This is a genomic window from Avibacterium volantium, assembly GCF_049366555.1.
In the GTDB taxonomy this organism is placed as follows: domain Bacteria; phylum Pseudomonadota; class Gammaproteobacteria; order Enterobacterales; family Pasteurellaceae; genus Avibacterium; species Avibacterium volantium_A.
Genome location: NZ_JBMMGT010000019.1, coordinates 1 through 24,267, shown reverse-complemented (window position 1 = coordinate 24,267; position 24,267 = coordinate 1). Strand labels below are relative to the sequence as shown.

The window sequence follows — 24,267 nt, the reverse complement described above, 5'->3', positions numbered from 1 at the left end:
ATTACCGCAGATCAAAGTGCGGTGCTTTTTTTCATTATTTTTCAATTTGTTATTTCTCTTCCCATCGCCTATTTGAGATTTTTGCGAAATTAGCCAAAAGCGCAAAAATTTGCTATAATCCGCCCAATTTTTTATCAATAAAAACAGAGAATTGTTATGTCGAATAATGTCCCAGAAAATTATGGTGCAAGTAGTATCAAAGTATTAAAAGGCCTTGATGCAGTGCGTAAACGCCCCGGTATGTACATTGGTGATACCGATGATGGAACAGGGTTACATCATATGGTTTTTGAAGTGGTGGATAACGCCATTGACGAAGCGCTTGCAGGTTATTGCTCGGACATTAACGTGATTATTCATTCTGATAATTCCGTTTCAGTGCAAGATGACGGACGTGGTATTCCGGTGGACATTCACCCTGAAGAAGGGGTTTCTGCGGCAGAAGTGATTATGACCGTATTGCACGCGGGCGGTAAATTTGATGACAACTCTTATAAAGTGTCTGGTGGTTTGCACGGCGTGGGCGTGTCGGTGGTGAATGCCTTATCCGATAAATTACAGCTCACCATTCGCCGTCAAGGCCACGTTCACGAACAATTTTATAATTTAGGTGATCCGCAAGCGCCATTAACCATTATTGGCGAAACTAGCCAAACGGGAACCACCGTGCGTTTTTGGCCAAGCCCAAGCATTTTCACCAATATTGAATTTGAATACGATATTTTAGCAAAACGTCTGCGTGAGCTTTCTTTCCTGAACTCTGGCGTATCCATTAATTTGATTGATGAACGCACAGACAAACGCGATCACTTCCATTATGAAGGCGGTATTCAAGCATTTGTGGAATATCTCAACAAAAACAAAAATCCTATTCATCAAAAACCGTTCTACTTTTCTACTGAACGTGATGGCATTGGCATTGAAGTGGCGTTGCAATGGAACGAAGGCTATCAATCTGAGAATATTCACTGCTTCACTAATAATATTCCACAACGTGATGGGGGAACGCACTTAGCGGGTTTCCGCGCAGCCTTAACGCGTACCTTAAATGCTTATATGGAAAAATCGGGGCTGAATAAAAAAGGCAAGAACGATAAAGTAGAAACTTCAGGTGATGATGCGCGTGAAGGGTTGGTGGCGATTATTTCAGTGAAAGTGCCTGATCCAAAATTCTCATCACAAACCAAAGATAAATTGGTTTCTTCTGAAGTGAAAGGCGCGGTGGAATCGGCAATGAATGAGCGTTTGCAAGAATATTTGGAAGAAAATCCAAATGACGCCAAAATGATTGCGAGCAAAATCATTGATGCCGCACGCGCCCGTGAAGCAGCGCGCAAAGCCCGTGAAATGACACGCCGCAAAGGGGCGTTAGATATTGCTGGGCTTCCAGGTAAATTAGCCGATTGCCAAGAGCGCGATCCTGCGTTATCTGAACTCTACCTTGTGGAGGGGGATTCTGCGGGCGGTTCAGCCAAACAAGGGCGTAACCGTAAAAACCAAGCGATTTTGCCATTAAAAGGGAAAATCCTAAACGTAGAAAAAGCCCGTTTTGACAAAATGCTTTCTTCGCAAGATGTTGGCACATTAATCACCGCACTTGGCTGCGGCATTGGACGTGATGAATATAACCCAGATAAATTGCGTTATCACAGCATTATCATTATGACCGATGCGGACGTGGACGGCGCGCACATTAGCACCTTATTGCTCACTTTCTTCTATCGTCAAATGCCAGAACTCATTGAGCGTGGACATATTTATATTGCACAACCACCGCTTTATAAAGTGAAAAAAGGTAAACACGAAGAATATATCAAAGACGATGAAGCAATGGCGCAATATGAGCTTAACTTGGCTTTAGACGGCGCCGCGCTTTATACTACAAAAGATGCGCCACCAATGAGCGGTGTCGCCTTGGAAAAATTGGTGGCTGAATATAACGGCGTGCAAAAAATGATCGCACGTTTAAGTCGCCATTATCCAGAAGCGGTGTTGAAAACCTTGATTTATCAACCTGAATTAACGACCGAACTGATGCAAAATGAAAGTGCGGTGGAATCTTGGGCAAAATCTTTGGTGGAAACCTTAATAGAAAAAGAAAGCAGCGGTAATCATTACAGCTATAAATTGCATTTCAACAGCGAACGCCATTTACACGAAGTGGTACTCACCGTGCGTACTCACGGTGTGGACACCGAATATGTACTCGGCTTCCAATTTGCTAACGGCAATGATTATGCGCGCATTGTAAAATTGGGTTCACAATTAAACGGCTTACTTGAACCTGATGCGTATGTCGCGCGTGGCGAACGCCAACACCCAGTGAGTTCTTTTGAACAAGCGGTAGAATGGCTAGTGAAAGAATCGCGCCGTGGTTTAATGGTTCAACGTTATAAAGGGTTAGGTGAAATGAATCCAGAACAACTTTGGGAAACCACAATGGATCCTGAAACGCGCACAATGTTGCAAGTTACCATTAAAGACGCCGTGGCAGCAGATCAACTCTTCACCACCTTAATGGGCGATGAAGTCGAACCACGCCGTGAATTTATTGAATCTAATGCGCTGCGTGCAAACCTAGATATTTAATTATCTTCAATGAAGAAAAGCCACTTACGAAAATGTCAGTGGCTTTTTTATTGGGGGAAAGGGATAAATGGGCAAAATATAATTGCCCATTTTTGTATTTTACTAGTTAGCTGAAGGTTGTTCTTTCATATTATCGTTTGTTAATGGTTTGCCTTGGTATTCTCCCGTTAGGCTATATAAGAAATCAACAATATCGCTAACTTGTTCTTTTGATAAACTTACGCCACTTTGATATTTCAACATCATTTCCACTGCTTGGGTTAAATCTTGTGCATTTGCATCGTGGAAATATGGGGCGGTAAGTGCAACATTACGCAATGTTGGTACTTTAAAACGATGTTTATCATAAGGATTTTTCGTTTGTGCAAAGCGACCATCATCAGCCTCGGTTAATGGTTTATTGCGATCAGCAAAATAATCTGCTTTCAAACCCATTAATTCATAAGATTGACCACCTAAATTAACACCAGTATGGCAAGTATCACATTTATATTGGTGGAATAACGCATAACCATTTTTCTGTGCTGCAGTTAAGGCATTTTCATCACCTTGCAAATAGCGATCGAAAGGACTATTTGGGGTAATTAAGGTTTTCTCAAATTCAGCAATGGCATCTGTAATAGTTTTTTCATTAAAACCTTCTGGATAGATTTTTTCAAAGGCTTGTTTAAGTGATTCATCTTTATTGAGATTATCAACAATTTGTTGCCAATTTTCTGCTCCCATTTCTACAGGATTTAACGGTGGCCCACCGGCTTGTTTTGCTAGGTTGGCAGCACGACCGTCCCAGAATTGAACAAAGTTGAAAGCAGCGTTATAGACAGTCGGCGCATTAATGCCTCCTTTCTGCCCTTTAATTCCAGTAGAAGTGGCAAGATTATCCACACCGCCTGTATTCAAACCGTGGCAGCTGGCACAAGCAATAGTACCATCGCCTGATAATGCAGTGCTGTGATAAAGTGTGTTGCCCAAATCAACCTTGGCAGGATTAATGGGCAAACTTTGTGGCACAGGTTGTACAAAACGTTCAGCCGATGTGCCAGAGGTGTTTGCAGGAAGTTGATATTCTTGGCGAACTTTATGAATCCAATCAAGCAAGGTTGCTTTCTCTTGATCGTTTAAACCTGATCCCCAATGCACCATTTTGAAAGAATGAATAGGCATTTCGTTATTTTGAATGACACTTTCAAGTTTCGCTAAATCTGCTGCGGAAATGCGTTGCGGTTGGTTGAGATAATCCGTGATATTATCCAGCAAAAAATGAGCTTGTCCTTGCTGAATATCTTTTTCCATTAAACTGCTAGCGATAGGCAATTTGGCATAAAATGGCATATTCGCATTGTTACTATGGCAATATTGACAGCCATTATTATATAACACGGTTTCAACGGCACGTTGCTGCGGATCAGTAATTTGGCTTTCTTGCAAACGGCGTTGTGTTTCTTGTTTATCAAAGTGGTGGATATATGCCACCGTCCCTAGGTAAGCGGCGACACTTGCGCCAATAAATGTAAATAACCACGATTGAGGTTTCATAAGATTCTCCTTTATAGAATAGTAAGTTAGGAAACATCTCGCACAGTATTAACAATTATTAAGAAAGGAATGTTGATAGAAATCAAAAAATTTCATTGGCAAATTCTATAGATTTAATAGGTATAATTTTTGTATGGTTATTTATCCCTTTTTTATGTATGGATTTTAATCTTAAAAAGTCAAGAAAAAAGCACCGCACTTGGGTTAGGAATAACAGCTCATTTAGCAGAGGATCAATAATATTAATAAAAAAACAGCCACTCACAGGTGGCTGTTTGATTTTATAAAGTGCGGTGCTTTTTCCGCGAGTTTTTATTTATCTTTTGGCAGATTTTTGATGGAGAAAATTAATCCGCCCCAAATAATAACCAAGGCAACGGCCATCATAATAATTGCACTAGTACTCATTTTATTGTTCCTCTTTTGCCTGTTCTTCTGGGTTAAATAACTCTTCGTGTTTCCATTTTAAGCGAGAGATTAGGAAGCTAATCACCACAAGGCTTGCCGCCATTCCCCACCCAAAGGTATTAACGAACCAAGATGGATAGCCCTCATAACCTTCAGTGAACACTTTCGCCCCTTCACTTAATAACATAAATGCAAGGATACCTGTGGTTAAAACGATACATAAACGCCATAAAAAGCCAACTTTGAAAGAAGAGGTTTCGTTTAAATGTTTGCCAAGTAAGCCTAATTTTTCGTTGGTAACGATAGCCACCAAGGAAACAAACGCCACCGCCACAATACCAAAATAGTTGACGAATTTATCTAATACATCAAGCATTGGTAAGCCTGTAGTTGTACCGAATAATACGGTTGAAATTAACATCATTGGCACACCAACAAGGAATGTGGCTTTAGCACGGCGAACGCGTAATTTATCTTGAATTGCCGAAATAATTACTTCGATTACAGAGATAAATGAAGTCAAAGCAGCGAAAGTTAATGAAGCAAAGAACAACACACCAAGCACTTTACCAAATGGTGCAGCGTTAATAATCGTTGGGAACGCAAAGAACGCCAAGCCGATTCCGCCTTTTGCTACCTCGCCCACTTCTTGCCCTGACGCTGTCGCCATAAAGCCAAGAGCAGCAAACACCCCGATACCAGCTAATAATTCAAAACTACTATTGGCAAAGCCCACAACTAAGCCGTTACCAGTTAAATCAGATTCTTTTTTCAAGTAAGAGGCGTAAGTCACCATAATCCCGAAACCGATAGAAAGGGAGAAGAAAATCTGCCCATAAGCGGCAATCCACACACTCGGATCAGAGAGTTTTGACCAATTTGGGGTGAATAAGGCATCTAACCCTTTTGTTGCACCCGGTAAGAATAAAGAAGAAACCACAAGCACCATAAACATTATTAAAAGTATCGGCATTAAAATGGTGGATAATTTTGCGATCCCTTTTTGCACGCCTAACGCCAATACGCCAAGTGCCACAAGCCATACGGCGATTAACGGGCCAACCACCATACCGACAAATTCAAAACTTACACCCTGAGCAATATCGCCCATTTGCAAGAAATCGTGTAAGAAGAAATCAATTGGCTTATCACCCCAAGCGGTATTAAGAGAGAAATAGGTATAGCTTGCCGCCCAACCTAGCACCACCGCATAGTAAATCCCGATGATGACATTCACCATCACTTGCCACCAACCAAAGGTTTCAAAATGGCGGTTAAAACGGCGATAAGATAAAGGCGCGCCCCCACGGTGACGATGCCCAATGGCATAATCTAAGAATAAAAATGGAATTCCTGCGGTTAAAAGCGCAATAAGATAAGGAATAATGAATGCACCACCACCGTTTTCATAAGTGGTATAAGGAAAACGCCAAATGTTTCCCAAACCCACGGCAGATCCGATGGCGGCAAAAATAAATGCACGGCTACCTGAGAAGGTTTCGCGTTTTGCTGACTGTGTCATATTACCACCTATAAACGTTAAATAAATGTAAAGGTTAGGAAATATAACGGAATATGATTTTTAGTCAATAGTTAAAAATGCTATAAATGGTCCTATTTTATTATATTTTGGCAATTTTTATAGTTTTAAACTTTACAAAGATTTTTATTTTTAGATTAATATTCTAAAAATGAGTTCCTCATAAGTAATCGTGCTAAAAAGCCTATCTTCTCCCCACATAAAAAACTAGCTTAAAAAAATGCAAAAAATTTTGTAAAAAATGGCCGCACTTTTGATTTTTACTTCAAAAGTGAGCCGATAAAAATGTAAATTAATGATGATTTGTTCATAAAAAATCTGCACCTTAATTGCTGGTTTTTACGTCCAAGTTTAGGGTGCAGATTAAAGCATAATGTATTTTTTTACTATTAAATATATTTATGAAATTTCAGGGCTAACCCAGTCAAATAGTTTTTTGCTTCTAGGGCAAGTCATAAGATTTTCTAGTTCTTTCACACAATGCTGATAGTGTGGCGTTTTTCTATGCTCATTTAATGCTTCTTCACTCGCGTAAACTTCATAAGCATAAAAACGTGTTTTGATTTCAGGATCGCGTAAAACATCGAAGCGAATATTCCCTTTTTCAGCACTTGTGCAAGCCTGATGATGTTTAAAAAGGGTTAAGAATTTTTCTTCTTTTCCTTCTTTCACATTAATTTCAACTAACATTGTAAGCATAATTGCTCCTTAATGAATTTGTGGTTAACTATTTTTTTCGTGAATATAGAGTTGATAAGCTTTTTCCGAATTTTCACCGCCATGAACAACGGCATTCACGGCTTTTAACATCGCAATAGGTGAATCTGATTGGAAAATATTTCTTCCCATATCTACCCCTAAAGCGCCTTGATCTATAGCTTGATAGCACATTTCTAATGCATCGCGTTCTGGGAGTTTTTTCCCGCCAGCAATAACAATGGGAACAGGGCAGCCAGCTGTAACACGCTCGAAGCCTTTATCAACATAATAGGTTTTGATTATATTTGCGCCCATTTCTGCAGCAATACGCGTAGAAAGTGAAAAATAGCGTTGATCTCTAGCCATATCTTTACCAACACCAGTTACAGCCATAATTGGCATTCCATAGCGATAACCTTGATCAACCAATTTGATAATATTTTTAATTGATTGATGCTCGTATTCTGAGCCAATGTAAACTTGCGCAGCCATAGCTGATACGTTTAGTCTTAATGCATCTTCAATATCAACTGCAACGGCTTCATTCGATAATTCAGTTAGAATTGAATTTGCTCCTGATGCACGTAATGCAATAGACTTATTAGTATCTGGAGGAACAACGCTACGTAAGATCCCTCTTGTACACATTAAAACATCAGTATATTCAAATAATGGTGCAATATTGAGATCTATGCGCTCTAATCCTGTTGTTGGGCCTTGAAAATAACCGTGATCAAAAGCTAACATAATTGTTTTACCTGTTTTAGGATTAAATATGTTAGCCAGTCTAGATTGCATTCCCCAGTCTAAAGCCGCACATCCTTTTAAATAAAATGCCTTATGTGTTTGGGGCTTATCTAATCCGAAGTCTTTTCCATCTTTGATATCATCTAAATCTGCCATTTTATTCTCCTACCTGATTTTAAAAATTATAGTTGTCAATATTATCTTTGGTAAAAACAACACGTTCAGGAAGGAGTACAATTCCATTTCCTTTCGCTTCATATTGATAACCTTGAACACTATTTGGTGATACTTCAACTTCACCAATATCAGGAACGTTAACTTTATCTCCTACGTTTAGTGTTCGGCCTTTTAAAAGTTCATTTGTTACAGCAATAGAAATTTCACCCTGTTTTACTACATCCCATAGACCAAATTGTTTTACTGTGCCGCGTTTTACATAAGGGCGCATTACATTTGGCGTACTAAAACCAACAATCGTAATTTTGTCATTTTTTAAGTTTTCTGCAGCTTGGGCGGCGGCAGGTAAGGCATTTGCATCAGGCGCAATAATAATATCTAAGTCTGGATAGGCCTTGATAATACCTTCTGCTGTTTGCAAAGATTTAATTGCATCATTGTAACCAAACTGAGTTGTTACAATTTCCCATTCTGGATGTTCTTTACTGATTTTGGCTTTAGCTGCATTCACCCATTGGTTTTGATCTGTTACTGTTGGACTAGAATAGAAAAAGGCAACTTTAGCTTTAGGTTTAGTAACTTGATTAGCAGCCATTTCAACTAGCATTGAACCAAGTTGTTCAGGTGTGCCTTGGTTGATATAGTAGCTTCGACATTCAGGTTTTACATCAGAATCCCACGTAAGAATTTTTACACCTCTTTTCATTGCACGTTGTAATGTAGAACAAAGTCCTTCAGGGGAAACCGCAGAAACGACAATTGCGTTATAGCCTTGATTCACAAAATTATTAATTAATTGTACTTGGTTTGAAACGCTTGGTTCTGTTGGGCCATCGTAAGTAACATTTACGCCTAGTTTTTTACCCATTTCAGTCGCACCTTGGCCGCCACTTGTAAAAAAGCCAACTCCAACGAGTTTAGGAATGAATGCGATTCTATCGGCAGCTTGTACAAAAGTTGCGGTTAAACCTAACATAATAGCAAGTGCGGTTGTTTTTAATTTCATTTTCATAGTGAGTCTCCTATTTTATAGTTGAACATTAATGAGATACTGCATAAATAAAAGTTAAAGATTAATTATAAAAGTCCTCCTTTATTTATTTTTGTTTTAAATAAAAACATTCTTCTTAAGCCAATTCATAATAAAACTTCGATATATGCTGAATGATTTTCCAATTAGTACGATAATTAATAATGCTCCTGATAAAGCACTAGAAATTTCATTAGAGACACCAACCATTTGTAAGCCCTGCTGTAAATAACCAATTAATAGTGCCGCGATGGCTGTGCCAAGAACAGAACCCGCTCCACCATAGATATTTGCACCGCCTAATACAACAGCTGTAAGGACAGGCATTAATAATGAACTACCTAAGTCAGAACGAGCCGAGCCAAAATAGGATGCTAGTAATATTCCAACAAATGCTGCAACAGCACCTAATAAACCGTAAATAATAAATAAGGTTTGTTTGATAGGTACGGCATTATAAATAGAAGTACGTTCATTTTGGCCAATTAAAAATATACTTCTGCCAATGACTGTTTTATGCATTAATAACCAGAATATTATAGCTATAATAATGAAGTAAATAATTGAAGTTGGAATGTTGAAAATACTTTGATTAGCGAAGTTTAATAAACTATCTGGAAAACCACCGATACCTTCATAACCAGTAGCGCCAGCAAATCCAGATAGTAATAAAGCTCCACCACCGTAAAGATACATTGTTCCTAGTGTAATGACGAGAGGATTAACTTTGGTGTACAAAATAAGACTTGCATTAAGTAACCCACATAAAATTCCAATGATAAAAGTAAGAAAAATAGCAATACTTAGAGGATAACCTAATTGAAATAAAACACCTAAAGATATAGCACAAAGACCGACAGTAGAACCAAAAGAAATATCCATACCGCCACTAACAATAATCAGTGTCAGTGGTAATGCCAACATTCCAATATAAATAAAGTCACTTGTGCTATATAACAAAATATTGATATCTAGCATTCTAGGGTTAAATAAACCAAATCCAATTATTTCTAAAATAACAAGAAAGAATAATGTTATTTCCCAGCTATATTTCTTTATCTGTAACATAATTTCTCCTTAATTTATTTAGTGTTAAGGAATCTGGAGTAACGTTGTAGTTTTAAGTTTTCACTAATCATTACTCTTATTCTTCCATCAAAAATTAATACACATAGTAAAACGAGTCCTGCAATAAAATTATTCCAATAAGCAGGAACTTTAAGTAAAACCAAGATCGTATCAATTTGTATCAGGAAGTAAGCGCCTAATACGGCACCGAGAATATTTCCTGTTCCACCAAGCAAACTAATTCCACCTAATACACAAGCAGCAATAGCTTTCATTTCTAAACCACTGCCAGTTGAGTTCGGAACAAAACCAATTTGTGAAGTGAATACTATTCCAGCGATAGCCGCCATTAATCCATTAATTGTAAATGCAAGGATTCGAATCTGATTTGTTTTCACACCAAGTTGTAATGCACCTTGTAGATTATCGCCTACGGCATAGAAATTGCGTCCATTTTGAGTACGAGTAAGAATGAAGTAAGAAATTAAAATAAGTATTAGTGTCATCCATCCAATGGGAGAGATAGATAACAAGTTAGGGGATGCAAGTAATTTTAAATCTTGTGGTAATCCTTCGATCCATTTACCACCAGTGATTAATAGCATTATTCCTTTGTACAAACCTAATGTACCTAGCGTGGCAACAATAGCAGGTATCTTTAATAAAGTAACAAGTATTCCATTAAATATTCCCGCTGCGATTCCACATAATAAAGTCATAAAAAATGCAGTAACCAGATTAAATTCAGCGTTAAGAAGACTACCCATAATTACAGCACATAGCCCCATTATTGAACCGATGGAAACATCAATGTTACGCGTTAAAATAACGAACGTTGTACCTAGTGCTAATAGGATAACAATAAGAGATGAATTAAAAATCATTGTTATTGTTTGCAAATGAAATCCATTACCTTCAAATCCAAGTAATAGAAAAAGAAATAAAATAGCAATTAGAATGGTTATTTCTCTATTGTTTTGAATGAATTTCCACATAGTTTGGTGTCTCCTTTGAAATTTATCCGCCAAATGCAAATTGCATAATCTTATCGCTATTTATTTGATCACCTTGCAAACTACAGTTAATTTCTCCATCATGCATAACAAGAACACGATCAGACATTTTCTCGATTTCTTCCAAGTCAGAAGAAATGAAAAGCACGGCAACATTTTGTTTAGCGACTGATTTGATAAGTTGATAGATATCAGCTCTTGCACCGACATCAACACCGCGAGTAGGTTCATCAACGATCAGTAAACGTGGATTGGCTTCTAAACATTTAGCAATTAAGACTTTTTGCTGATTTCCACCAGATAGGGTGCGAATAGGTTGTTGTGGCATTGCATATTTTATACCCATCGCTCTTTTATAACGTTCTAAAGTAGCATTTTCTCTATTTTCATCTAGCCAGAATCCTTGATTGTAATAAGTGAGCGCACAAACATTCCAAGTAAGTGCCGCATCTAAATATAATCCTGAAGATTGCCGGTCTTCGGGAAGATAAACAATACCTTTTTGTAAACGCTGTTTTAATGAGAGAGAAGTAATATTTTCATTTTTAAATAAAATTTCACCGCACTTTGCTTTTCTCAAACCATATAAGGTTTCTGCAAGTTCTGTTCTACCAGCTCCTACAACACCAGCTAATCCAAGTATTTCACCAGGATAAAGATCAAAGGTGATATTTTTAAAACCTTCACCAGTTAAATGATTTACTTCAAGGATAGGAGAGTTAGTATCTTTAGTACGTAGATGACCAGGTAATTCTAACCAAAGTTTTTGTGTTTCATTAAGCTGAGCATTTTTCAAGCTGGGCTTAATTGCGTTGATAATTTTTTCTTGAGTTAGGTCATTGGTTTTCCCTGTTAAAGCGATATATCCATCTCGCATAATACTAATGCGATGAGAGATCTGACATACTTCATTTAATTTATGGGAAATAAAAATGATACCTACACCTTTATCTAATAATGAATTAATTTTATTAAATAGATTTTCAGTTTCAGCAGGTGTTAAAGAAGCTGTGGGCTCATCAAGAATAAGCAAACTTGCGTTACGCATTAGTCCGCGCATAATTTCCACAAGTTGTTGATCTGCAACTTCTAAAGATCCTGCTTGCATATCAAGAGACAAATGAGAGTTTAGCTCTTTCAGCAATTCATTTAGTTTTTCTTCATTTTCTTTATGACGGGGTAAACTAAAAAGGATATTTTCTTTTACGGTTAAATTTGGAAAGAGCAGAGGTTCTTGTGGAACAAGATAGATTCCAAGACGATGTGCTTTCTGTGGGGAAAGTCTAGTCTGAATTTCACCACCAATTTTTATTGTGCCACTATCAGCAGATTGGATACCAGCGATAATTTTCATTAATGTTGATTTTCCAGCGCCATTCCCACCTAATAGAGAGTGAATTTCACCAGCATATACAGAAAAATCTATATCTTTAAGAACTTCTACGCCTGAAAAGGATTTGCTGATATTATGCACATCTAATAAACATTTTTTCATTGAAGATTCATTATGCATAAGATGTTACCTTTAATGATTGAACAAATGTAAAATATGAAATTCAATTTATCATAATGTTAGTTCCAAACATAAAATAAATCTGTGATCAAGATCTCATATTCAGATTATTTACCCTATAAATGGAAGTTTTTATCTGAAAGGTGATCTGTATCACAGTATTTGAAAAAATTGAAAATGAACAATTGATATTTTTATTATTCATATGAATAATATTTGTGAGTAGAAAATGAATGAAAAAAGACAAGAAATGAACGCATTATCTCATTCAATGACAGAAGAAGAGCTTTTAGCTCGTATTGCTTGGTTTTATTACCAAGATAATTTAACACAAGGTGAAATTGGAGAAAGACTAGGATTACCTAGGCTAAAAGTTTCTCGACTGTTAGAAAGAGGGCGTCAGCATGGGATTATTAAAGTTCAGATTAACTCTCGGTTTACTGGATGCTTAGAATTAGAACAGGCTTTACAACAACGTTTTGATTTGAAATATATTCGAATTTTACCAGAGCTAGAACAACATGATCTGAATGAACGCTTAGGAATTGGAGCTGCGCAATTATTAATGTCCTTACTCAAGCCTAATCAACTTTTATCCATTGGGTTTGGGGAAACCATTATGCAAACCATTAAATATAGCAATGATTTTATTACTCAGAATCAAATTAAACTTATCACTTTATCTGGTGGAGTTGGCCCCTATATGAAAGGTATTGGCCAATTAGATGGCTCTTGTTCCGTGAGTATTATTCCAGCGCCGTTAAGGGCTTCATCAATAGAAGCAGCTAAATTATTTAAAAAAGAAGCTTGTGTTAGGGATATTATGCTTGCAGCTTGTAGTGCTGATGTAGCAATCGTTGGTATTGGAGCAACGAGGCAGCGAGGACAAGCAACATTATTACGTTCAGGTTATATAACAGAAGAAAAGCAGCAAACAATTAGAGCAAAAGGTGCTGTAGGAGATATTCTTGGTTATTTTATGCAAAAAGATGGCACATTACAGCCTGATATGCCATTGCATGAAGAGTTAATCAGTGTTTCTTTAGATAACTTGCAAAAAATTCCTAATGTAATTGGTATTGCAGGTGGAGAAAATAAGGTCGAAGCTATCCTAAGTGCATTATATGGGAAGCATATCAATTCATTGGTAACAGAAGAAAAAACGGCTCGTATGATCCTTGCACACCTTGTCTAGATGTTATAAGTGCGGTTGATTTTTTAGCGTTTTTTCAAGATTATTCAGGAGGGAACATGGAAAAGAAATCAGCCTATTTAATGGCATTAGATGCAGGAACAGGGAGTATTAGAGCGGTTATTTTTGATTTAGAAGGAAATCAAATTGGTGCAGCACAATACGAATGGAGTCATTTAAGCGATCCAAATATCCCAGGATCGATGGAGTTTGATTTAGAACATAATTGGGATTTAGCTTGTAAAAGTATTTCGACAGTATTAGATAAAACGAAAATAAGTCCCGATCAGATTTTAGCAATTTCGACCTGTTCAATGCGTGAAGGTATTGTCTTATACGATGAAAAACAGCAACCAATTTGGGCTTGTGGCAATGTAGATGCTAGAGCAACCCAAGAGGTGAATGAATTAAAAGAGCTTTATAATCATACATTTGAAGAAACACTTTATCATATTTCAGGCCAAACTTTGGCATTAAGTGCTGTACCAAGATTATTATGGCTTGCCCATCACCGTAGTGATATTTATCGAAAAACTAAAGCGATAACAATGATTAGTGATTGGCTCGGATTTATGCTAAGTGGGCAGCTTGCGGTAGAACCTTCTAATGCGGGAACTACGGGGATGTTGGATTTGCATACTCGCCAATGGTCTCCAATGCTGTTAGATATGGCGGGATTAAACTCTACTATTTTGCCTCCAGTTAAGGAAACAGGTGAAGTCTTAGGGCAGGTTACAAAGCAAGCAGCGGAAATAACAGGATTGAAAGAGGGAACACCAGTCATTGTAGGTGGCGGAGATGTTCAGCTGGGGTGTTTAGGGTTAGGTATTACAGAGCCTTCACAGGCGGCGATTATTGGGGGGACTTTTTGGCAACAAGTGGTAAATCTGCCAGCCCCGCAGACAGATCCTGAAATGAATATTCGTATAAATCCTTATGTCATTTCTCCTTTAGTTCAAGCTGAATCTATTAGTTTCTTCACTGGATTAACGATGCGTTGGTTTAGAGATGTTTTTTGTGAAGAAGAAAAACATTTAGCTGAAAAACTTGGCGTTGATGCTTATAGCTTACTCGAACAAATGGCAGAAAAGGTACCTGCTGGAGCAAATGATGTTATACCTATTTTTTCTGATGCGATGCATTTTAAATCTTGGTATCACGCAGCACCATCATTTATTAATCTTTCGATTGATCCAGAAAAATGCAATAAACCTGTTTTATTTAGAGCATTAGAAGAAAACGCAGCAGTAGTCTCTTCTTATAATTTAGATCAGGTAGAAAAATTTTCTAAAGTTAAACTAAAAGAAATTGTTTTTGCTGGTGGCGGAGCTAAAGGAAAATTATGGAGTCAAATCCTTGCTGATGTTACAGGACTGATTGTAAATATTCCTGTAGTAAAAGAGGCAACTGCATTAGGTTGTGCGATTGCAGCAGGTGTTGGCGTTGGGGTTTATTCTTCTTTGGCCGAAGCAGGAAAAAAACTTGTCAGATTTGAACGAAAACATATACCAAACCCTAAAAATTATGAGCTTTATCAGCAGCACAAACAACAATGGGCTGAAGTTTATCAGAAACAATTACAACTTGTAGATGAAGGATTAACCACATCACTGTGGAAAGCACCAGGTGTAAAATAATCATTCAACTCATAAAAACAAACCTAGCCATCAAGCTAGGTTTGTTATTGGAGTGAGATCAGATTAAAGTCCATCAAGCAGAGGTGTCACATCAGGCATTATCCCTCGCCATAAATAAAAGGCGTGGGCGGCTTGGCCGACTAGCATTCCGAAGCCATCGCTGTAATGTTGTGCGCCTTGTTGTTTGGCGAGGGCAATAAATGGCGTGTCTGTGCCTTTGCTGTATTGCATATCGTACACCGCGCCAGCTTGTTGCAAAAGGATTGGCTCAATCGCCACGGTTTTGCCTTGTAAGCCGAGTGAAGTGGCATTGATGATGAGATCAAACTTTTGCACGGGAATGTCGGCAAGGGTGCAGCCTTGAATATTGCCGTAGGCGCTGAATTTTTCCGCCAATTCTGTGGCTTTGGCTAAGGTGCGGTTGGCCACAAGAATAGTTTGCTCCGCCTGCAATAAGGGAAATAACACGCCTTTGGTTGCGCCACCTGCACCTAAAATCAGCACGGATTGTTGCGGTTTGAGCCAGCCTAAACGCTGTAAATCGCTCACCAGCCCAGCGCCGTCCGTGTTATCCGCATAAAGCGTACCATCGGCGAGTTTTTTTAGCGTATTACAAGCGCCTGCCAGCAAGCAACGTTCGCTGTGTTGATCGGCAAGACTAAAGGCGCGCTCTTTAAATGGCGCAGTGATGTTGCAGCCTTTCGCCCCTTCAGCAAAAAAGGCAAGCAGTTGCTGTTCAAAATGTTGCTCATCACCGAGTATTGCGACATAGTCTAAATTTTGCTGGGTTTGCTCAGCAAAAATGCGATGAATTTGTGGGGATTTGCTTTGTGCAATGGGGTTGCCCCAAACCGCATATTTATCCATAAAAAATCCTTATTAACCTTGACGGAAAAGCTGTTGTGTAAAAAGATCCCGTATTTCAGAGGGATTATTCGCTCCACCCACCGCCATTTCTAACACGGGGAAGTCTTGCCCAAACTGGGCTTTCACCTCGCAAGCGGTACGGCAAGGTGGCAAGCCGGTTAAGTTGGCACTGGTGGAGGTGAGCGCAAAGCCTGCCTGTTCGCAAAGCAGTTTTACCGCAGGGTGATCGCTGATGCGCACGGCAATGGTAGAAAATTGCCCTGTGAGAAATTTTGGCGTATCGGCTTTTGCTGGCACAACCCAAGTGGTCGGGCGATCATAATGGGCGTTTAAGCGCTGCCAGTGCTGTTCGGAAAGCTGGCGTTCATCGATAAAAGGCCGCAGAAAATCCAAACTTGGCGCAATTAAAATCAAGCCTTTTTGCACAGGGCGCTGTTTTAAAACTAATAATTTTTGCACCGCACTTTCACTCAATGGATTACACCCCAAGCCAAACACCGCTTCAGTGGGATAGGCGATAACTTCATTTTGTTTTAATTGCTCAACCAGTTGAGCCACATTCTGTTGGTTATTCATTGTCTGTTTCAAATTGATGACGGCACGCCTTGTTGGCGCACAACCAAGTGCGACGCAAAGTGCGGTCGGTTTTTTCTTCTTTTTTCAGCGTGCTAATGGGGTACGCGCATTGCGGACAAGGCACGGCATAGGGCTGGCTGGCAAGGGTGAATTTGCATTTTGGAAATTGATCGCAGCCGTAAAAAACCTTGCCTTGGCGTCCACGACGCGGTACAAGATGGCCTTTGCCACAAGCAGGGCAAGGCAAATGCGCTTGCTCAGGTTCAAGTTGCTCGTGAACGATATAATCACAGTGCGGATAATCGCTGCACCCGATGAACATACCAAATTGCCCTTGTTTTAATTGCAAAAAATGACCGCACTTTGGACAATGTTGATCTAAGCCTTTCAATACTTTGGTTTCGTGAACGGGCTGTAATGGCTTGATAAAATCGCATTGCGGATAGGCGCTGCAGCCTAAAAATAAGCCTTTTTTGCCCTTTTTAATTTGCAGCAACGCGCCACATTGTGGGCAATGTTCTTCGTGCTTGGTGGCTTGGAATAGGCTTTTACTCATTGCATTGCTCACTTGAACTGAATAGATCGACCCCAACTTGACGCAGCAACTCCGCCGTTTCAAACACGGGCAAGCCCATCACACCGCTGAAACTGCCTTCAATATGAGAAATAAAGATGCCGCCCACACCTTGAATGCCATAAGCGCCTGCTTTATCCATTGGCTCACCGGTGCGGATATAAGCGGAAATTTCTTGTTCTGTCAAAGGCTTAAAGGTTACTTGGCTGGTTTGCACAAGGCTATGTTTTTGATCGGGCAAGCTGACACACACCGCGGTTAGCACTTGATGCGTTCTGCCGGAAAGCAAGCGCAGCATTTGCGCGGCTTGAGCGTGATTTTGTGGCTTGCCTAGAATTTGCCCATTGCACACCACGCTAGTGTCTGCGGACAATATGGGTAAGTGCGGTGCAAAATTGGCCAGTTTTTCAAGCTGTTGACGGGCGGCGTGATTTTTCTCTTGCGCCATTCTGCGTACATAATCTGCTGGCTGCTCATCAGCTTTCGGGGTTTCATCAATATCCGCATTGAAGATTTCCACCTTCAATCCCAACTGTTGTAACAGCTGTAAACGGCGCGGGCTTTGCGAAGCTAGATAAAGTTGTGGTTGTGTTGTCATTTTTTCCGCTGATTAAACCAAAATTGCATTATACTTTATTATAGTTCCGCAAAGATTTCATCTGAAAAATCCACCGCACTTTGAGCCACTGCACTTTGGAACGAGAAAATTTAGCGGAAAGTGCGGGGTAAATTTTGTTAATTTTAAGGAAAACAATGATCGAACTCACTCAATCTCAATGGCTAGGCGTTGCCATCTCATTGCTTATTTTGTGCCTTGTGCTGTTTTTTATTAGCACCAAACATCAACGTGATAAACAGCAACTCGCGCAAGAACTGAATAAAAATATCAATGATTTTAACCAGTTATTAGATAAATATGAAACCTTGTCGCAGCTGCGTTATCAGCTTGAACAAGAAAGCGTGAAAGCACAAACACGCGCGGAAGGATTGCAAACAAGGCTCAATGAACGCGATGAGAAAATCCATTATTTGCAACAAGAATTGGACGAAGAACAAGCGCGCCACAGCAATATTGCCGAGAAAATTACCAGCCTTAAAGAGCAATTTGGGATTGCCACGGCGCAGGTGCATAGCTTGCAAAATCAGCTTAATCAAACGCGTACCGAATTAAAAAGTAAGCAGCAGGATTATGCAGATTTAAGCGAAAAATCCACCGCACTTTTGCAGCAACTCACCGAACTAAAAACGAGTCTTGGCGAAAAAGAAAAACATTTTACTCAGCAACAAGAAGATTTTGTTAAAACGAAACAACAGCTTAGCGTTGAATTTCAAAATTTAGCAAATCGTATTTTGGAAGAAAAGAGCCAGAAATTCGATCAAACCAATCAAGCCAGCCTTGATGCCTTGTTAAAGCCATTCCGCGAGCAAATCGAAGGCTTCCAAAAACGGGTGAATGAAATTCATTCGGAATCCTTAAAAGGCAACGCCAGCCTTGAAAGTGAAATTAAAAAAGTGCTAGATGTGGGGCTTGCGATGTCGCAAGAAGCGAATAATCTCACTTCTGCCTTAAAAGGGGAAAAGAAAACCCTCGGCAACTGGGGTGAAATTCAGCTTGAGCGCGCCTTGCAATTAGCCGGTTTGGTGGAAAATGATCATTATAAAGCACAAGATCATTTCCGTAATGCAGAGAGCAAATCCAATTATCCAGATTTTGTGGTGTATTTGCCGGATAATAAACATTTGATTATTGACAGCAAAATGTCTTTAGTTGCCTATGAAAATGCGGTGAGTGCTGACAATGAGCAAGCCCAGCAACAATTTTTGCGTGAGCATCACAAGGCGATTAAAAATCATATTGATGAGCTTTCGCGCAAGGATTACAGCAATTTAATTGGTGTGCATAGCCCAAATTTTGTGCTGATGTTCATCGCCGTTGAGCCTGCTTATATTGAGGCAATGAAACAGGACAGCAATTTGTTTAATTATGCCTATGAAAAGAACGTCATTTTAGTGTCGCACACCACCTTAATGCCGATTTTACGCACCGTGGCAAACCTATGGCGCATTGAGCGCGGTAATGCAGAGGCGCGTGAAATTAGCGGTAAGGCAGGGGATATTTATAACCAAATGTGCTTGGTGGCGGAGCGGTTGGCGAAACTGGGTAACAGTTTGGCAACCGTGAGCGGGCATTATAATCACGCGGTTACTGCCTTTGCCGGGCAACAAGGTTTAGCAGGAAAAATTGAACGATTTAAAGATTTTTCTGCCAAAGCTAACAAAGTGATGCCACAGGTGGAATTGCTGCATAATGACCTTGATTTAGCCAAATTAAGCGCCATTTCAGCAGAACAAATTGAACAGGAAAAGCATTGATATTTTGCCGAAAAACAGGTAATTTCAGCGCCCATTAATGAAAAGAGAACAACATTAGAAATAGAAAAATAGGACATTTATGCAACATTCGTCTTCAACTAAATACAAAACCCCCACATTATTTAGTCAGATTATTTTCGCCAGCCGTTGGCTACAACTGCCGATTTATCTTGGTCTGATCGTGGTGCAAGGCATTTACGCCTATAAATTTATGAAATCCCTATGGGAACTCATCACCAATCTGCAAGAGTTGGATTCCAACGCCATTATGCTTTCTGTGCTGAATTTGATTGATGTAGTGATGATTGCGAATTTATTGGTAATGGTGATCGTTGGCGGTTACGAAATTTTCGTTTCCAAGCTGCATACCGAAGGGCACCCAGACGAGCCTGAATGGTTGAGCCACGTTAATGCTTCTGTGTTGAAAGTGAAACTTTCTATGTCGATCATCAGTATTTCATCTATCCATATGCTACAAACGTTCGTGAATGCAGCAAATATGCCAGAAAAAACGATGATGTGGCAATTATTGCTTCATTTAGGCTTTTTGGTTTCCGCCATCGCAATGGCTTATACGGATAAAATTTTATACAGCACAAGTCATAAAAATCATTAATTTTTCCACCGCTCTTTATAAAAGAGCGGTTTTTCTATCCGCGTTGCATTTTCTTTAATTGATATAAATAAGCAAGCGCCTGCTTCGGACTCATTTCATCAGGATCAAGATTTTCAATCATCTGCCAAAGCGCATCTTTCTGCTCGTTTTCTTCCATTAACAACAGCTCGCCCTGCCCTTGTTGTTGCATTGCTTCTGCATTTAACTGATTGTTTTGTTGGGAGAATTTTTCTAACTGCGCCAGTTTTTGTTTAGCGAGTTTAATCACCGATTGGGGAACGCCAGCCAATGCCGCCACCGCCAAGCCGTAACTTTTACTTGCCGCACCTTCTTGCACTGCGTGCATAAAGGCGATGGTGTCGTTATGTTCCACCGCGTCTAAATGCACGTTGACAATGCCTTTCAACTGCTCAGGCAAAACGGTCAGCTCAAAATAATGTGTGGCAAATAAGGTGAGTGAACGTACTTTTTGCGCAAGCCATTCCGCACAGGCCCAAGCAAGGGAAAGCCCGTCATAGGTGGACGTGCCGCGCCCAATTTCATCAATAAGCACTAAACTGTTTGCGGTAGCTTGATGTAAAATGTTCGCCATTTCCGTCATTTCGACCATAAAGGTTGAACGACCTGAAGCCAGATCATCTGATGCGCCAATACGCGTGAAAATGCGATCGATCGGGCCGATAATAGCACTTTCTGCTGGCACAAAAGATCCTATATAAGCCATTAGCGTGATCAATGCAGTTTGACGCATATAGGTGCTTTTTCCCCCCATATTTGGGCCTGTTATGATCAATAAATGACGATCTGCACTCAGTTTGACTGGGTTGGCAATAAACGGATTTTTGGACACTTGTTCCACCACAGGGTGGCGGCCATTTTGAATATCTACGCCAATTTCATCGCTAAAGATTGGCGCAACATAGTTCAGGGTTTCAGCCCGTTCCGCCAAGTTGGTTAGCACATCTAATTCTGCCAAAGCAAGGCTTGCCAGCTGTAATGCGCCTAAGTGCGGTAATAATTCATCGAAAATTTCTTCATAAAGCTGCTTTTCCAGCGCAAGCGCCGCGCCTTTGGCTTTCAGCACTTTATCTTCATAGGTTTTTAATTCAGGAATAATGTAACGTTCTGCATTTTTTAGGGTTTGGCGGCGCACATAATGAATAGGCGCTTTGTGTGCTTGCCCTTGCGGGATCTGGATATAATAGCCGTGTACCGCATTAAAGCCGATTTTCAGGCTATCAATGCCTGTGGTTTCTCGTTCCCGTTGCTCTAGCTCTTCTAAATAGCGGGTTGCGCCGTCCGAAAGGGAGCGCCATTCATCAAGTTCTGCGTTAAAGCCTTCCGCAATCACGCCGCCATCACGAATCAATAAAGGGGGATTTTCAATAATCGCACGTTCTAGTAAATCTAATTGCGCTGAAAAATCGGAAATTTGTTGAGAAAATACAGCAAATTGCGGACAATGTTGTTGATTAAGGTAGTGTTGAATCGCAGGAATTTGCGCGAGTGCGGTGCGTAAACGGGTGAGATCCCGTGGACGCGCTGAACGCAATGCCACACGCGCTAAAATCCGTTCCATATCCCCCACTTGTTGCAAGTGCGGTTGAAATTCTGCCACTAAATCCTGCTGCAAAATTTGATTGATCGTTTGTTGACGTAAGGTTAATTTTTCACGATCGCGAATCGGTTGGTGAATCCAACGTTTCAGCAAACGGCTTCCCATTGGGGTAACACATTTGTCTAGCACGGAAGCAAGGGTATGCTCTGTGCCACCCGTGAGATTTTGGGTGAGTTCTAAATTTCGTCTTGTAGCGGCATCTAATTGAATATTCTCATTATTTTGCACTAAGCTAATGTTTTGAATATGGGGCAACGCGGTGCGCTGAGTTTCCTTGGCGTATTGTAATAAACAGCCTGCAGCACAAAGCCCAAGCGGGGATTTTTCCACCCCAAAGGCGCGTAAATCTTGCGTACCAAATTGACGATTAAGCTGCTCAATGGCAGTTTTTAATTCAAATTCCCAAATGGGACGGCGGCGTAATCCCTTTGCATTTTCAATTAAATAACGATCTTCAAAATCTTCACAATAAAGTAATTCCACAGGCTGAATACGCTGTAATTCCGCCTGCAAACTCTCTTTGCTGGCAGGCTCACTCAACTGAAAACGCCCCGATGCCATATCTAAAGTTGCCAAGCCAAATTTCTCTTTTTCCTGATAAACCGCTGCAATTAGGTTATCTTGCCGTTCCGGTAGCAAGGCTTCATCACTAATAGTGCCAGGGGTAACAATACGAACAATTTGACGCTCCACCGGGCCTTTTGTTGTACTCGGATCGCCCACCTGCTCACAAATCGCCACACTTTCACCAAGCTGCACTAATTTCGCTAAATAGCCCTCCACTGCGTGATAAGGCACACCCGCCATAGGAATAGGCTGCCCTGCCGACTGCCCACGTTTGGTCAAGGAAATATCCAACAATGCCGCCGCTTTTTTTGCATCATCATAAAATAATTCATAAAAATCCCCCATTCGATAAAACAGCAAAATCTCAGGATTTTCTGCTTTCAATCGAAGGTACTGCTGCATCATTGGGGTATGTTGTTCAAAATTAGTCATCAGGTTTGCTCAATCTGTTATTTTCAATTTAGACAAATTATAACGAAATTTTTCTTATTTGATACTGTAGGAATTATTTTGCTGTCAGCTCATGAATCAGCTTTGTATGTTGAAATAGCAGATCCCCCCTTTAACCTCATTAATTTGAAGGATAAAGGTATTATCTGGAACACAGTTCACAAAATAGAAAAAAGATCAAAATTTTACTTGATACTGTATATCAATACAGCTATATTATGCAGCAGTTTTGATGATGAATTTATAAGGACAAGCAAAATGGCAAAAGAAGATAAAACAAAAAAAAGCGAGAAACCACAAATTACTACCCAAGAAGAAAAACAAAAAGCCCTTGCTGCGGCGTTAGGTCAAATTGAAAAACAATTTGGTAAAGGTTCAATTATGAAATTAGGGGAAACCCAAGAGTTAGATATTGAGTCTATTTCCACAGGTTCATTGGGGTTAGATATTGCTTTAGGTATCGGTGGTTTACCAATGGGACGTATTGTAGAAATTTACGGGCCAGAATCTTCAGGAAAAACCACATTAACCCTTTCAGTTATTGCGCAGGCACAAAAATTAGGTAAAACCTGTGCCTTTATTGATGCAGAACACGCCTTAGATCCAATTTATGCAGCAAAGCTTGGTGTTGATGTAAAAGAATTGCTTGTTTCTCAGCCTGACAACGGTGAAGAAGCATTAGAAATTTGTGATGCGTTGGTACGTTCTGGTGCGATTGACGTGGTGATTGTGGACTCCGTAGCCGCCCTTACGCCAAAAGCAGAAATTGAAGGGGATATGGGTGATGCGCACGTTGGTTTACAAGCGCGTTTAATGTCGCAAGCCCTGCGTAAACTCACCGGACAAATCAAAAACTCCAACTGCCTTGTGATTTTCATCAACCAAATTCGTATGAAAATTGGCGTAATGTTTGGTAACCCAGAAACCACCACTGGCGGTAATGCATTGAAATTCTATTCTTCTGTGCGCTTAGATATTCGTCGTACTGGTGCGGTGAAAAATGGCGATGAAATCATTGGTAACGAAACTCGTGTGAAAGTGGTGAAAAACAAAGTTGCCCCGCCATTCCGTCAAGTTGATTTCCAAATCCTTTACGGTGAAGGCATTTCACGCAATGGTGAGTTAATTGAATTAGGCGTAAAACATAAATTAGTTGATAAATCAGGCGCGTGGTTCTCTTATAACGGAGAAAAAATTGGTCAAGGAAAAGCCAATGCAATGAAATGGTTGGCAGAACACCCTGAACAAGCCGAAGAATTAGAAAATAAATTACGCGAAGAACTTTTAGCAAACCCAGACAAATCTCTCATTGCGGATATTGAAGCGGATCAAAATGAAGACATTGCAGAAATGGATTCTGAATTTTAATCCCTTTGATTAAATCATCTTCAAAAAAGTGCGGTAATTTTTGACCGCACTTTTTCTAACAGCAATTTAGGAATCAATGAGAAAAAATGGCATCATTGGCATTAAATTA

20 protein-coding genes are annotated in these 24,267 nt (G+C 39.8%); 6 read left to right on the top strand and 14 right to left on the bottom strand.

Annotated features, from left to right (window positions below; all coding sequences use genetic code 11):
- Positions 1-156: 156 nt before the first annotated feature.
- Positions 157-2,589 carry a DNA topoisomerase (ATP-hydrolyzing) subunit B gene (gyrB, locus tag ACLS0A_RS07360; RefSeq protein ID WP_423099450.1) on the top strand — a complete coding sequence of 811 codons (2,433 nt, stop codon included), beginning with the start codon at positions 157-159 and terminating at the stop codon, positions 2,587-2,589.
- A 102-nt stretch (positions 2,590-2,691) separates the two neighbouring features.
- Here gyrB and ACLS0A_RS07355 read toward each other — a convergent pair whose 3' ends face one another.
- From ACLS0A_RS07355 to lsrA, 9 genes are all read right to left on the bottom strand, one after another.
- Entirely contained in the window at positions 2,692-4,125 is a 1,434-nt protein-coding gene (locus ACLS0A_RS07355; RefSeq protein WP_416083033.1) for a cytochrome-c peroxidase, read from the bottom strand.
- 312 nt (positions 4,126-4,437) lie between these two features.
- The gene (locus tag ACLS0A_RS07350) at positions 4,438-4,533 is read right to left on the bottom strand and encodes a methionine/alanine import family NSS transporter small subunit (RefSeq protein ID WP_416083031.1); all 96 of its coding nucleotides are present in this window, start codon (positions 4,531-4,533) and stop codon (positions 4,438-4,440) included.
- Position 4,534: 1 nt separating this feature from the next.
- Positions 4,535-6,055 carry a sodium-dependent transporter gene (locus tag ACLS0A_RS07345; RefSeq protein WP_416083029.1) on the bottom strand — a complete coding sequence of 507 codons (1,521 nt, stop codon included), beginning with the start codon at positions 6,053-6,055 and terminating at the stop codon, positions 4,535-4,537.
- 417 nt (positions 6,056-6,472) lie between these two features.
- On the bottom strand, positions 6,473-6,772 hold the full coding sequence (lsrG, locus tag ACLS0A_RS07340) for a (4S)-4-hydroxy-5-phosphonooxypentane-2,3-dione isomerase (protein ID WP_416083028.1): 300 nt from the start codon (positions 6,770-6,772) through the stop codon (positions 6,473-6,475).
- A 24-nt stretch (positions 6,773-6,796) separates the two neighbouring features.
- Positions 6,797-7,675, bottom strand: a complete 879-nt coding sequence (gene lsrF / locus ACLS0A_RS07335) for a 3-hydroxy-5-phosphonooxypentane-2,4-dione thiolase (RefSeq protein WP_416083026.1) — start codon at positions 7,673-7,675, stop codon at positions 6,797-6,799.
- Positions 7,676-7,694: 19 nt separating this feature from the next.
- On the bottom strand, positions 7,695-8,708 hold the full coding sequence (lsrB, locus tag ACLS0A_RS07330; protein WP_416083025.1) for an autoinducer 2 ABC transporter substrate-binding protein LsrB: 1,014 nt from the start codon (positions 8,706-8,708) through the stop codon (positions 7,695-7,697).
- A 96-nt stretch (positions 8,709-8,804) separates the two neighbouring features.
- Positions 8,805-9,794, bottom strand: coding sequence for an autoinducer 2 ABC transporter permease LsrD (gene lsrD / locus ACLS0A_RS07325; protein ID WP_416083024.1), 990 nt, complete (start codon positions 9,792-9,794; stop codon positions 8,805-8,807).
- Between the two features lie 14 nt (positions 9,795-9,808).
- Positions 9,809-10,789, bottom strand: coding sequence for an autoinducer 2 ABC transporter permease LsrC (gene lsrC / locus ACLS0A_RS07320; RefSeq protein WP_039172842.1), 981 nt, complete (start codon positions 10,787-10,789; stop codon positions 9,809-9,811).
- Positions 10,790-10,811: 22 nt separating this feature from the next.
- Positions 10,812-12,320, bottom strand: coding sequence for an autoinducer 2 ABC transporter ATP-binding protein LsrA (lsrA, locus tag ACLS0A_RS07315; protein ID WP_126371039.1), 1,509 nt, complete (start codon positions 12,318-12,320; stop codon positions 10,812-10,814).
- A gap of 250 nt (positions 12,321-12,570) precedes the next feature.
- Between lsrA and lsrR the strand changes: the two genes are divergently transcribed.
- A complete protein-coding gene (gene lsrR / locus ACLS0A_RS07310; RefSeq protein ID WP_416083023.1) occupies positions 12,571-13,515 on the top strand; it encodes a transcriptional regulator LsrR in 945 nt (314 codons plus the stop codon).
- Positions 13,516-13,595: 80 nt separating this feature from the next.
- Entirely contained in the window at positions 13,596-15,149 is a 1,554-nt protein-coding gene (gene lsrK, locus ACLS0A_RS07305; protein ID WP_416083051.1) for an autoinducer-2 kinase, read from the top strand.
- Positions 15,150-15,212: 63 nt separating this feature from the next.
- On the opposite strand, the gene aroE is transcribed toward lsrK, so the two are convergent.
- From aroE to ACLS0A_RS07285, 4 genes are read right to left on the bottom strand one after another with little or no spacing between them, the layout of a single operon-like run.
- Positions 15,213-16,016, bottom strand: a complete 804-nt coding sequence (gene aroE / locus ACLS0A_RS07300; RefSeq protein ID WP_416083022.1) for a shikimate dehydrogenase — start codon at positions 16,014-16,016, stop codon at positions 15,213-15,215.
- 12 nt (positions 16,017-16,028) lie between these two features.
- A complete protein-coding gene (locus ACLS0A_RS07295; protein ID WP_416083021.1) occupies positions 16,029-16,592 on the bottom strand; it encodes a Sua5/YciO/YrdC/YwlC family protein in 564 nt (187 codons plus the stop codon).
- On the bottom strand, positions 16,585-17,148 hold the full coding sequence (locus ACLS0A_RS07290; protein ID WP_416083020.1) for a DNA topoisomerase family protein: 564 nt from the start codon (positions 17,146-17,148) through the stop codon (positions 16,585-16,587). Before ACLS0A_RS07290 ends, ACLS0A_RS07295 begins: the two co-directional genes overlap by 8 nt.
- The gene (locus ACLS0A_RS07285; RefSeq protein ID WP_416083019.1) at positions 17,141-17,764 is read right to left on the bottom strand and encodes a Maf family protein; all 624 of its coding nucleotides are present in this window, start codon (positions 17,762-17,764) and stop codon (positions 17,141-17,143) included. Before ACLS0A_RS07285 ends, ACLS0A_RS07290 begins: the two co-directional genes overlap by 8 nt.
- 155 nt (positions 17,765-17,919) lie before the next feature.
- Between ACLS0A_RS07285 and rmuC the strand changes: the two genes are divergently transcribed.
- Positions 17,920-19,539, top strand: a complete 1,620-nt coding sequence (gene rmuC, locus ACLS0A_RS07280) for a DNA recombination protein RmuC (protein ID WP_416083018.1) — start codon at positions 17,920-17,922, stop codon at positions 19,537-19,539.
- Positions 19,540-19,618: 79 nt separating this feature from the next.
- Entirely contained in the window at positions 19,619-20,155 is a 537-nt protein-coding gene (locus ACLS0A_RS07275) for a TIGR00645 family protein (protein WP_126371051.1), read from the top strand.
- Positions 20,156-20,189: 34 nt separating this feature from the next.
- Here the strand turns inward: ACLS0A_RS07275 and mutS are convergent, their stop codons facing one another.
- Positions 20,190-22,772 carry a DNA mismatch repair protein MutS gene (mutS, locus tag ACLS0A_RS07270; protein ID WP_416083472.1) on the bottom strand — a complete coding sequence of 861 codons (2,583 nt, stop codon included), beginning with the start codon at positions 22,770-22,772 and terminating at the stop codon, positions 20,190-20,192.
- Between the two features lie 318 nt (positions 22,773-23,090).
- Here mutS and recA point away from each other — a divergent pair, with 318 nt between their 5' ends.
- A complete protein-coding gene (gene recA, locus ACLS0A_RS07265) occupies positions 23,091-24,158 on the top strand; it encodes a recombinase RecA (protein WP_416083473.1) in 1,068 nt (355 codons plus the stop codon).
- Positions 24,159-24,267 lie beyond the last annotated feature (109 nt).

Excerpts from the sequence above, each read along its gene's own strand:
- gyrB (WP_423099450.1), top strand. The coding sequence starts at position 157 with ATGTCGAATAATGTCCCAGAAAATTATGGTGCAAGTAGTATCAAAGTA.
- ACLS0A_RS07355 (WP_416083033.1), bottom strand. The coding sequence starts at position 4,125 with ATGAAACCTCAATCGTGGTTATTTACATTTATTGGCGCAAGTGTCGCC.
- ACLS0A_RS07350 (WP_416083031.1), bottom strand. The coding sequence starts at position 4,533 with ATGAGTACTAGTGCAATTATTATGATGGCCGTTGCCTTGGTTATTATT.
- ACLS0A_RS07345 (WP_416083029.1), bottom strand. The coding sequence starts at position 6,055 with ATGACACAGTCAGCAAAACGCGAAACCTTCTCAGGTAGCCGTGCATTT.
- lsrG (WP_416083028.1), bottom strand. The coding sequence starts at position 6,772 with ATGCTTACAATGTTAGTTGAAATTAATGTGAAAGAAGGAAAAGAAGAA.
- lsrF (WP_416083026.1), bottom strand. The coding sequence starts at position 7,675 with ATGGCAGATTTAGATGATATCAAAGATGGAAAAGACTTCGGATTAGAT.
- lsrB (WP_416083025.1), bottom strand. The coding sequence starts at position 8,708 with ATGAAAATGAAATTAAAAACAACCGCACTTGCTATTATGTTAGGTTTA.
- lsrD (WP_416083024.1), bottom strand. The coding sequence starts at position 9,794 with ATGTTACAGATAAAGAAATATAGCTGGGAAATAACATTATTCTTTCTT.
- lsrC (WP_039172842.1), bottom strand. The coding sequence starts at position 10,789 with ATGTGGAAATTCATTCAAAACAATAGAGAAATAACCATTCTAATTGCT.
- lsrA (WP_126371039.1), bottom strand. The coding sequence starts at position 12,320 with ATGCATAATGAATCTTCAATGAAAAAATGTTTATTAGATGTGCATAAT.
- lsrR (WP_416083023.1), top strand. The coding sequence starts at position 12,571 with ATGAACGCATTATCTCATTCAATGACAGAAGAAGAGCTTTTAGCTCGT.
- lsrK (WP_416083051.1), top strand. The coding sequence starts at position 13,596 with ATGGCATTAGATGCAGGAACAGGGAGTATTAGAGCGGTTATTTTTGAT.
- aroE (WP_416083022.1), bottom strand. The coding sequence starts at position 16,016 with ATGGATAAATATGCGGTTTGGGGCAACCCCATTGCACAAAGCAAATCC.
- ACLS0A_RS07295 (WP_416083021.1), bottom strand. The coding sequence starts at position 16,592 with ATGAATAACCAACAGAATGTGGCTCAACTGGTTGAGCAATTAAAACAA.
- ACLS0A_RS07290 (WP_416083020.1), bottom strand. The coding sequence starts at position 17,148 with ATGAGTAAAAGCCTATTCCAAGCCACCAAGCACGAAGAACATTGCCCA.
- ACLS0A_RS07285 (WP_416083019.1), bottom strand. The coding sequence starts at position 17,764 with ATGACAACACAACCACAACTTTATCTAGCTTCGCAAAGCCCGCGCCGT.
- rmuC (WP_416083018.1), top strand. The coding sequence starts at position 17,920 with ATGATCGAACTCACTCAATCTCAATGGCTAGGCGTTGCCATCTCATTG.
- ACLS0A_RS07275 (WP_126371051.1), top strand. The coding sequence starts at position 19,619 with ATGCAACATTCGTCTTCAACTAAATACAAAACCCCCACATTATTTAGT.
- mutS (WP_416083472.1), bottom strand. The coding sequence starts at position 22,772 with ATGACTAATTTTGAACAACATACCCCAATGATGCAGCAGTACCTTCGA.